Here is a 10,841-nt window from a genome sequence, read left to right as displayed (position 1 = left end):
TTTCTGCACTTTATTTGCTTAGAAATATTATATATGAATAAAAAATACCGTAACTATATTCATTAAAAATAAAATCATTGTTATAATATTAGACTTGTTTCAAAACTAAATTTATAAATTTTTAATTTAATATTTTTAAATTTAGTTGTGGCTTTGCCTACGAAGTACACATTTGTGCCCCCCCAGTTCTTTTACCGAGTAGTTACATTTCAGTATTGGTATAAGGCACAGTGCATCTTCGGCAAGAACCATACGAAGTACGCCTGTAGCGAAAGAACTGCATTTTGTAGCTCAAACATACAATTTACACAACAAGTAAAACATTTAATTAAACTATAATTAATATTATTTAATTTAGCATAAAATAATAAACTTATTAAATTATTTGTCAACTACTTTTGAAACAAGTCTATTATATAATTATATTAAAAAAAGGATAGTCTTAATTATGGGATTTTATAAAGAAAAGAAGAAATGTTTAGAAATAGAGCCGATAAGGCTAAAAAAGAGGGTGATAGATATTATGCTTTATGTAAACCAAGCAGAAGAATTAGGAGATAAAAAAGAAGCAGAAAAAAATTTGAAACTTTCTCAAAAATGCTATAAGAATAAAAAAGAAAATTTACAAAAAGTAGAACAATATAAAGGACAAAGTTTTTAAGTAAAAGTTAATAAATTTTATAACAAAATAAAAAGCCTCTATAGAATAATTATAAAGAGGCTTTTTATTTTAAATAATCAATTATTTTCTTAAATCATCTACCAATTTAGTTTTATCAGCAGTTTTTTCATCTTTAGTTTTTACTACTTTAGCAGGATTACCAGCAACAACCTCATTTTCTCCAACATCTTCTATAACAACTGCCCCAGCACCTACAACAGCATTCTTTCCAATATGAACTCCCTCAATAATAACAGCATTAGCTCCAATAACAACATTATCTTCTACAATAACAGGCTTAGCAGAAGGAGGCTCAATTACCCCAGCAAGCACAGTACCAGCTCCAATATGGCAATTTTTTCCTACAATAGCTCTTCCGCCCAAAACAGCTCCCATATCTATCATAGTGCCCTCACCTACTTCAGCACCAATATTGATAATAGCCCCCATCATAATAACAGCATTATCACCAATCGTCACTTTATCTCTTATTATAGCACCAGGTTCAATTCTAGCATTAACATTAAAATAATCTAAAGTAGGTACGCCTGAGTTTCTCCTATCATTTTCCAAATAGTAATCTTCTATAGAGTCTTTATATTCCTCTAATATAGCTTTTATATCTTCATAATCTCCTACTGCAAAATGAAATTCTCCTGAAGAAAATACTTTAGCATTTGTTTTTATTTTAGGTAAATTTCCTTTTATGTATATTTTAACAGGCGTTTTCTTTTTAGAATTTTTAATATACGCAATAATATCTTCTGACTTTTCTAACATATTCATTTCAATATTCTCCTATATAATTTCTAAAAGCAATTATCAATTTATTATTTATATTTTTTATTATGATAAAACCTCTTTCATTCTATAAAGTCCAGGTTTCTTATCAATAAGGAATTTAGCAGCTTTAATAGCACCATTAGCAAAAATTCTTCTGGAAGTAGAAGAGTGTTTTACTTCTATAATCTCATCATCTCCATAAAAAATAACACTATGTTCTCCTACAACAGAACCTCCCCTTATGGAATGCATACCTATTTCTTTTTTATCTCTTACATGAAGACCGTTTCTTCCGCTAACCAAGAACATTTCATTATCCAAAGCAGCATTAATAACATTGAATAAACTCTTAGCTGTTCCGCTTGGAGAGTCAACTTTTCTATTATGATGAGCTTCAATAATTTCAATATCAAAATTCTTAAGCTGAGTAGCCAATTTTGCTACAATTTCATTCATAAGATTTATTCCTATACAAGTATTAGATGATAATACTATAGGCACCTGCATAGATGCTTCTACGATTTTTGCAAGCATACTTTCATCATAACCTGTAGTACATATAACCATAGGTATATTATTTGCCAAGCTGTAATCTATCATAGCAGGAAGTCTTGAAAAATGAGAAAAATCTATAATCATATCTCCTTTTTCATTTGTAAAATCATCAGCAAAACCAGTGATTTCAAATTCACCTTCTTTCTCTATAACTTCTTTTAAAATTGAGCTCATAACTCCTGTTCCATGTATTAATACTTTCATATTTTTCTCCTTTTTAATTTTTATAAAAAATTATTTTTTTAAGCCGTATTTATTTATAATGTTCTTTACATGCTCTCTATTTTTATCACTTAAAGGACCTAATGGAGAACGGCATTCTCCTACACCAAACCCCATAATATTCATAGCCTCTTTTATCGGAGCAGGATTAGTCTCTATAAACATAGCCCTCACAAAATCTATATATTTAATCTGAGCTTTAATAGCTTCATTTACATTTCCATTAAGAAAATTCATAACCATATCATGATTTTCTCTAGGAATAATATTACTTGTAACAGATATAACCCCTTTAGCACCTAAAGCCATCATCGGAGTTACCATGTCATCATTTCCAGAATACAAATCCAAATTCGGTGCTATATTAGCAATATCAGCCACATAACTAATATCTCCGCTAGCCTCCTTAAGCCCCTGAATATTAGAAACCTCGGATAATGTTTTTATAACATTAAGAGATAATTTCACCCCTGTTCTTGAAGGAACATTGTATATAATCACAGGACATTTAACACTATTTGCTATTTTTGTATAATAATCAATAATCCCGCTTTCATTACCTTTATTATAATACGGAGTAACCGCCATAACCATATCAGCACCGTACTCATAAGACTTTTTACTGAACTCTACCGCTGTTGCTGTATTATTAGTTCCTGTACCAGCTATGACTAAAGTTCTTTTTTTTGTACGCTCTATACAAAATTTAATAACCTGCATTCTTTCTTCAGCTGTAAGAGTCGAACTTTCTGCTGTAGTACCTGCGGCAATTATAGCATCTGTTTTATTCGCTATTTGAAATTCAATTAACTCTTCTAATTTTTCATAATTAATTTGATTATCTTCCGTAAATGGTGTTATTAAAGCTACACCTGCTCCTTCAAATAATGACATATTAATCTCCTTTAATTATATATTGTATTTCTTTTTTTTTCTATAGTAAAAATAAAATAATAGTGCTACTTTATAAATTTATCTTTATTTTTATATGTATTATAAACATTAAGAAGCTGCATTTTAACGCCTATATTAATTGCATCTTCATCTATATCAAACAAGCTATTATGAATAGGAATATTTATTTTTTCATTTGATACTCCCAAACTAAAAAAAGCTCCTTTTACCCTTTGAAGATAATAACTAAAATCTTCAGTTGTCATATTAGACTTTTCAAGCAGACAATTTTCTTTAGTTAAAAAAGATTCCGCAGAAGTTTTCACTATATTAACAGCATCATCATGATTAATTAAAGCAGGATAAGAAGGAATATTAACAAACTCCGCATCAGCATTAAAACTTTTTGCAGTATTTTTAATAATATTTTCTATCATGTTTAGTCTTTTATTTCTTGTCTCATCATCGCATAACATTCTAATAATACCTTCCATCTTAACATTATCAGCTACTACATTATTAACACTTCCTCCATTTATAGTACCTATATGAAGCCTCATACTTCCGTCTGTAAATACTGAAGTAAAAGTATGAAGCTGAGTTATAATATGTGCTGCAATTACTATAGCATCTATACCATTATATGATTTAGCTCCATGTGCTGATTTACCATGAATATGAACTTCAAACATATTAGAACTAGCATACATTGCCCCATAGGTAATACTTATCTGTCCTACATTTATTTCAGGACGAACATGAAGCCCATAAATAACATTAACATTATCTAAAGCATGCTCATTTATCATAGGCAAAGCCCCGCCTGTAGTCTCTTCTGCAGGCTGATATATAAGCCTAATATTGCAAGGAGGCTTTATCTCAGAAAAATATTTTGCTATACCTGTGAGTACTGCAGTATGAACATCATGACCGCAGGAATGACATTTACCCTTATTCTGTGATGAATAAGAACAATTCTTTTTATCCTCCATAGGTAAAGCATCCATATCAGCCCTAAAAGCTATAGTAAAATTTTTATCCTCGCCTTCTATATCCGCTATTATACCCGTTTCAGCAACCTTATTCTTATACTTTATATTCAATGAATCAAGTATAGAAGAAATTTTCTCCGATGTCCTAAACTCCTGAAATCCAAGTTCAGGGTGAGCATGTAAATCCCTTCTTAAATCTATTAAAAAATCCTTCATAGATAAAAGAACATTTTCTGATATTATATTGTTCTGCATTGTTTAAACACCTCTGTAAAAAAAACAATTATACCATATAGATATAAAATATTATTATATACATTGTAATTATTATTAATTTTAGAATTATTAAAAAGATTACTTCTTAGATTTTGAAAGAGTGCGTTTTGAAGATTTATAGAATTTAGAAAATTGAAAGCATATATTTGAATGATTATATGAACGGCCTGTATTACAGGTGAATGAAATGTACATTCTAAACTCCTTAAATTTTTATTTGTAGTAATATTATTATATGTAATAATATAGCAAAAGTCAAGAAAAACCGCATTATTTTTTAATAAAAAAGATTTTTTATTATAGATATAAAAAATTATATGTTATTACTTAAAAAAAAGAATTAATAAAGAATATATATTATTTATTTTTTATCAATATTATATAAAGAATCAACAATATCCGTAACTCTTACGCCGAAGCATTCATCTATAACTACAACCTCACCTTTAGCTATTAATTTACCATTAACAAGCAAATCTACAGGCTCTCCAGCTAGCTTTTGAAGTTCTATGATAGAACCCTCTCCTAATCCTAATATTTCTCTAATACTCAAACGAGCCCTTCCAAGTTCTACTGTTACATTTATAGTAACATCCATTAATAGACCGATATTATTAGAAGGAATATTATTAGAATTTTTATTGTCTGCATTACTCATTATTTTACTTCTGTATTATACTAATCTATATATATTATATACTTTTATGCAATAATTGCAATTATATTATTATAAAAAATAAAAAAGCGGGAAATTATTTCCCGCTTTTATTATATTGGTAATTATTTTAACTTATATTATCTAGGTTTATTAGTAAGTCTGTCCATAGGGTTAATAATATCAGTAACACGAACACCGAAGTTTTCATCTATAACTACAACCTCACCTTTTGCTATTAACTTACCATTAACAAGCAAATCTACAGGCTCACCAGCTAGCTTTTGAAGCTCTATAATAGAACCTTCCCCAAGTCCTAATATATCTCTAATAGTCATAGTAGCTCTTCCAAGCTCTACAGTCATATTCATAGTTACATCCATGAGCAGACCGATATTTCCTGTTCCCTGTACATCAGAAGCAGGCATTAGAGAATTAAACTCAGCATGCTGCACACCTAATTGAGGTGAAGAATCAAAAGCTTGATTATCTACAAGTCCTGACATAGAATTATTAGCAGCTGCGGCATTTGATGTATTTCCTCCGGAAGCAGGAGCAGCAGCATTATTAGAGGCAGAACCTAGAAGGCTTTGAAGCAATGGAAGCTCTAAAGCAAATACATAAGGAGCATTTTCAACTTCTCCTTCAATAGAAAGCGAACCGCTTACTATAGCTAAAGGACCCGGTATATTAATACTGAAAGCATCTTCTAATATAGAAGTTTCTATAGGAGAGTTAGTAAAACTTCCTCCGAATCTTGAAGATAAAGCACTGTCAGAAACTCCCACCATTTGAGAGAAAGCCTCTTTCAATACCTGAGCTACCATATCATTTAAAGCAGCTTCTTTTTGTCCCATCATAAGAGAAGCAACTATTAAAGCCTCATTTTCTCCCATGAAGTAGTAAACATTTCCTGTGATAGAACCTGTATAACCAACCTTAGCTTCTATCATTTTACCAGAAAGCATTTGATGTAAGTTATTAACATCGCCAACTGTAGTAGTAATATTAGTAATGGATACAGTCTTAGTAGAAATAGATGATAGTGAAAAGGCTTGATTTTCAGCTATCATTTTAGCAGCTTCATTAAAAAGTTGTTTATCTACATTACCGCCACCATTACCAGATGCCTTAGGAGCATCGCTTCCGAAAGCATCATCGGCACCTTTTAGCAAAGCTTCTATTTCGTCTTGAGATAATGCACCGTCACTCATCATAACCTTAATCCTCCTCTTTTAATAAATCGTCTTCGGTTATATCAGCCTCTCCATCCATAACACCTGTAAGCTGTACAGCCATTCTGCTGCCTGATATACCAGGACGGCATAAGAATTTCTTTCTGTTTCCTATCTTAAATATGACAGGATCTGTAATCTTAGTATCTGTAAATTTAACAACATCGCCTTTCTGAAGATTGAGAATGTCTGATAGCGGTAATTGCATAGATCCAAGTTCCGCCGAAGTTTCAACAAATATATTTTGTAATTTTTCTTTTATTATCTTTAAATTTTCGCTAGTGCTTCCTCTTCTAATAGATGCATACCAATATTGAGCTGAAAACTTAGAAAGTATAGGCTCAATAGTAATATATGGTATACAAAAGTTCATCATACCTTCAACATCAGCTACCTTAGTCTCTAAAGTAATAAGCACAACCATGTCATTAGGGCTAACCATCTGAGCAAACTGAGGGTTAGTTTCTATAGAACCCAAACGCGGTCTTAAATCTATTACCTGAGACCAAGCCTCCCTTAAGTTACCTAGTATTCTTACTATAATACCTTCCATAACCGATAACTCAATATCTGTAAGCTCTCTATTTAAATTCTTAGGACTCTCACCAGGTCCGCCGAATAATCTATCAATAATAGTAAAAGTAATAGATGGATCAATCTCTAATATTGAACTTCCCTTCAAAGGATCCATACTTACAATAGCCAAAGTAGAAGGATTACTAACACTTCTTATAAACTCCTCATAAGTAAGCTGATCTACACTTGCTACGTGAATACCTACCAAAGTCCTCAGCTGTGCTGATAATGAAGTTGTAGTTACACGAGCAAAGTTTTCATGCATCATCTGAAGCGTTCTAATTTGGTCTTTTGAAAACTTATCGGGACGTTTAAAGTCGTATATCTTTATCTTTCTATGTTCTACTTCTACACGCTTAGTATCAATATTATCTAAACTTTCACCAGATGATATAGCACTTAACAACGCATCTATTTCGCTTTGTGACAATACTTCTGTCATACGAATATCCTTCTCTTATAATTTTTAGTAGTATTTAGCATTAGCTTAACAAGAAGTTATCAAATAATATACCATCTATTTGACCATTTCTAAGCATACTATTAATTTCCCGCTTAATATCAGCTTTTAACTGCTCTCTGCCCTCATTAGTTCTCAACTGATCATAAGTATAAGAACTAAGTATTGTTGTGATTCTATCTCTTATCATATAGAATCTTTCAGGAAGTTCTACTGCAAGCTGCTTAGTATTAGTAGTATAAGTTAATATAATACTAACCTTTACATATCTTGCTACATCCATATCTGCAGTGTTTACATTGAACTCAGGGTCTATACGATAAATTGATGGCGGTGGCTGTTTTACCATATCATCCACTACACCGCCCTGTACGCCTGCAGCTTTTCCTACACTTTTAGATACAAAAAATGCTATAAGCCCAGATATTAAAGCCACAACTAAAATGGCAGCAACTCCCATAAGGATTTTAACAATCATAGGGCTTAAACCAAATTTCTTCTTTGGTGCAGCTTCGGCTTGTTCTCCTTCTTCTTCTTCGCCTTCTTCCAAGTCTAAGTTTTCTTCGTCTGCCATATAATTTCCTCTCTTAAATTAATATGTTTATTTTCAATTATATAACAGTAAAATAAAATTAGCAACTCTTATGTTAACTTTAATCTCTTTTACTGTCCTTATATATAATATCGGTAAACTAAAAAAACACTTAACATATTTTTTATCTAAAAGTAAAAAAATATTATGTTGATTTTTTTCTCTTTAATCGTTATAATTCTCCAAATTATCTTTAAATATCAAAGGAGTATGAAATGAGAGTTTTACTAAAAGCTGAAGAATATGAAAAGGTTCTACCTAGACTTGCTGCTGAAATCATTGAAAAAGAAGATATGGAAAAGCTCGCTATTGTGGGTATAAGAAGAAGAGGAGATTTCTTAGGAATAAGATTAAAAAAACTTTTAGAAGAAAAAATAAAAAAAGAATTACCTATTGGAGCAATAGATATTAATCTTTACAGAGATGATCTGTCTTCTCTCTCTGAATTTCCGGAAATCAAAGAAACTGATATACCTTTTGATATTACAGGTAAAACTATACTTCTTGTTGATGATGTTCTTTATACAGGAAGAACAATCAGGGCTGCTCTAAATGCTCTATTTGATTATGGAAGACCTAAAAAAGTATCTTTATTAGTTTTAGTTGATAGATTCGGAAGAGAACTTCCCATATCTGCAAATTATATAGGACTTGCTCTTAATGTACCTCAGGATCAATATGTATCGGTAAGAGTAAAAGAATTGGAAGGAGAGGATCTAGTTCTTCTAAAAGATAGAAATTAAAAAAATATATATTATTTATTTGCAATAAAAAAAGGACTTTTAATAAGTCCTTTTTTATTTTGTAAAAATTAATTTCAATCGCCAAATTTTCTAAACAAAGATGAATACATATCATAGAACTCTGTTTTTGAAAAATCATTCAAATCTTCAGGAGACATTTTTTCTACAATATTTTTGAAATATCCAAAAAGTTTCTTGAATTTATTAATTTCATTTTCTGATAATAGTATATCAGCTTTAGAACTATACTCATTATTATTTCCGCTGGCCTCTTCAGATTCAAATAATTTAATAGCATAATCTAAATCAGATTGAGTAATTTCTCCGTCAAAATCTTCTTCTTCATCTTCAGTATGTTTTCTATCTTCCATTAGTATAGGATCATTATCATCACCCAAACTAAACTCTTCTTCAACTGCTACATTATTATCTATATTTTCTTTATCAATAGTTTCTAATTCTTTTTCTTCAGACATATTAGTCTCCTTATTTAAAAGCTCTTCCATAGAATCAAAATTTTCTACGGATTTTGCTTTAGTATTATCTTCTTTAGTATTATTTTCATTTTTTTTGTCACTTATTTTTATAAGTTCTACACCGTCTTCATCATTACCTTTAATAATATTTTCAAGCATATTCAAATCAGAATCTCTTATTTCATCTATTTGAACATTATTTATATATACAAGATCTTCTAATTCTTCATCGCTTACTTCTTCTTTTAATTCGTCGTTATAATCTTCGTCATATAATTCATCTTCTTGAATATCTTCTTCTGAGGAAGTAGGTTCTTGAATTATTTCTTCTGCTTTATCTTCCTCTACTTCTTCATTTGACTCTGGAGTTATTTCTTCTGTATTTGTTTCCTCTGAAGATTCAGAAGTTGGTTCCTCTTTCAATTCTTCTTTTACTTCACTATTATCTGAAGAGTTAGATAAATAATTTTGATATAATTCTTTTTCTTCTTCCGTTAAATCTTCTGATGAACTATCCACTTTATCCAAGTAGCCTTCTATCATAGATTTATCTTCTTCCGTTAAATCTTCTTCATTATTAATTATCTCTTCTTCTGCTTCTTCCTGAGGTTCTTGAGTTGTTTCTTCTTTATTTGCTTCCTCTGAAGATTCAAAAGTTTGTTCCTCTTGCAATTCTTCTTTTTCTTCACTATTATCTGAAGAATCGGATAAATAATTTTGATATAATTCCTTTTCTTCTTCTGTTAAATCTTCTGATGAATTATCTACTTTATCCAAATAGCCTTCTATCATAGATTTATCTTCTTCGCTCAAATCTTCTTCATTATTAATTATCTCTTCTTCTGCTTCTTCCTTAGAATCTTCACTATCCGCTTTTATTTCTTCTGCTTTATCTTCCTCTACTTCTTCATTTGACTCTGGAGTTATTTCTTCTGTATTTGTTTCCTCTGAAGATTCAGAAGTTGGTTCATCTTGCAATTCTTCTAATTCTTCACTATTATCTGAAGAATTGGATAAATAATTTTGATATAATTCCTTTTCTTCTTCTGTTAAATCTTCTGATGAACTATCCACTTTATCCAAGTAGCCTTCTATCATAGATTTATCTTCTTCTGTCAGATCCTCTTCATTATTGATTATATCTTCTTCTGCTTCTTCTTCAGGCTCTTCGATATCTGATTTTATTTCTTCTGCTTTATCTTCTTCTACTTCTTCTTGAGGTTCTTGAGTTGTTTCTTCTGTATTTGTTTCCTCTGAAGATTCAGAAGTTGGTTCATCTGGCAATTCTTCTTTTGCTTCAATATTATCTGAAGAATTGGATAAATAATTTTGATATAGTTCCTTTTCTTCTTCTGTTAAATCTTCTGATGAACTATCTACTTTATCCAAGTAGCCTTCTATCATAGATTTATCTTCTTCGCTCAAATCTTCTTCATTATTAATTATCTCTTCTTCGGCTTCTTCCAAAGGCTCTTCTATATCTGATTTTATTTCTTCTTGAGGTTCTTCTAGTTCTTCATTTGACTCTGGAGTTATTTCTTCTGTATTTGTTTCCTCTGAAGATTCAGAAGTTGGTTCATCTTGCAATTCTTCTTTTGCTTCAATATTATCTGAAGAATTGGATAAATAATTTTGATATAGTTCCTTTTCTTCTTCTGTTAAATCTTCTGATGAATTATCTACTTTATCCAAATAGCCTTCTATCATAGATTTATCTTCTT

Annotated in this window: 11 protein-coding genes; 2 read left to right on the top strand and 9 right to left on the bottom strand. The window is 30.5% G+C overall.

The window, feature by feature from the left end; translation table 11 throughout:
• Window positions 1–448: 448 nt before the first annotated feature.
• The gene (locus tag A966_RS03115; RefSeq protein ID WP_008722435.1) at window positions 449–661 is read left to right on the top strand and encodes a hypothetical protein; all 213 of its coding nucleotides are present in this window, start codon (window positions 449–451) and stop codon (window positions 659–661) included.
• 81 nt (window positions 662–742) lie between these two features.
• Here A966_RS03115 and dapD read toward each other — a convergent pair whose 3' ends face one another.
• The 8 genes from dapD to A966_RS03075 all read right to left on the bottom strand — a co-directional run bounded on the left by dapD (window position 743) and on the right by A966_RS03075 (window position 7,883).
• Entirely contained in the window at window positions 743–1,447 is a 705-nt protein-coding gene (gene dapD, locus A966_RS03110) for a 2,3,4,5-tetrahydropyridine-2,6-dicarboxylate N-acetyltransferase (RefSeq protein ID WP_008722432.1), read from the bottom strand.
• A 60-nt stretch (window positions 1,448–1,507) separates the two neighbouring features.
• Window positions 1,508–2,203 carry a 4-hydroxy-tetrahydrodipicolinate reductase gene (gene dapB, locus A966_RS03105; RefSeq protein WP_008722430.1) on the bottom strand — a complete coding sequence of 232 codons (696 nt, stop codon included), beginning with the start codon at window positions 2,201–2,203 and terminating at the stop codon, window positions 1,508–1,510.
• 30 nt (window positions 2,204–2,233) lie between these two features.
• Window positions 2,234–3,115: a 4-hydroxy-tetrahydrodipicolinate synthase gene (dapA, locus tag A966_RS03100; RefSeq protein WP_008722428.1), complete on the bottom strand. Its 882-nt coding sequence runs from the start codon at window positions 3,113–3,115 to the stop codon at window positions 2,234–2,236.
• A gap of 65 nt (window positions 3,116–3,180) precedes the next feature.
• On the bottom strand, window positions 3,181–4,362 hold the full coding sequence (locus A966_RS03095; protein WP_008722427.1) for a M20 metallopeptidase family protein: 1,182 nt from the start codon (window positions 4,360–4,362) through the stop codon (window positions 3,181–3,183).
• 382 nt (window positions 4,363–4,744) lie between these two features.
• A complete protein-coding gene (gene fliN / locus A966_RS03090) occupies window positions 4,745–5,041 on the bottom strand; it encodes a flagellar motor switch protein FliN (protein WP_008722426.1) in 297 nt (98 codons plus the stop codon).
• 137 nt (window positions 5,042–5,178) lie between these two features.
• On the bottom strand, window positions 5,179–6,255 hold the full coding sequence (gene fliN / locus A966_RS03085) for a flagellar motor switch protein FliN (RefSeq protein ID WP_008722424.1): 1,077 nt from the start codon (window positions 6,253–6,255) through the stop codon (window positions 5,179–5,181).
• Window positions 6,256–6,259: 4 nt separating this feature from the next.
• Entirely contained in the window at window positions 6,260–7,291 is a 1,032-nt protein-coding gene (fliM, locus tag A966_RS03080; RefSeq protein WP_008722421.1) for a flagellar motor switch protein FliM, read from the bottom strand.
• Between the two features lie 40 nt (window positions 7,292–7,331).
• Window positions 7,332–7,883, bottom strand: a complete 552-nt coding sequence (locus A966_RS03075; protein ID WP_008722412.1) for a flagellar basal body-associated FliL family protein — start codon at window positions 7,881–7,883, stop codon at window positions 7,332–7,334.
• Window positions 7,884–8,116: 233 nt separating this feature from the next.
• Between A966_RS03075 and pyrR the strand changes: the two genes are divergently transcribed.
• Window positions 8,117–8,644: a bifunctional pyr operon transcriptional regulator/uracil phosphoribosyltransferase PyrR gene (gene pyrR / locus A966_RS03070; RefSeq protein ID WP_008722410.1), complete on the top strand. Its 528-nt coding sequence runs from the start codon at window positions 8,117–8,119 to the stop codon at window positions 8,642–8,644.
• Between the two features lie 74 nt (window positions 8,645–8,718).
• Here the strand turns inward: pyrR and A966_RS13390 are convergent.
• Window positions 8,719–10,841, bottom strand: a 2,123-nt coding sequence (locus tag A966_RS13390) for a hypothetical protein (RefSeq protein WP_008722408.1), incomplete at its 5' end; no start/stop codon positions are given.

Origin of the sequence: Brachyspira hampsonii 30446 (assembly GCF_000316195.1) — a bacterium.
Taxonomy (GTDB): domain Bacteria; phylum Spirochaetota; class Brachyspiria; order Brachyspirales; family Brachyspiraceae; genus Brachyspira; species Brachyspira hampsonii_C.
This window is presented reverse-complemented; position numbering and strand designations above follow the sequence as displayed.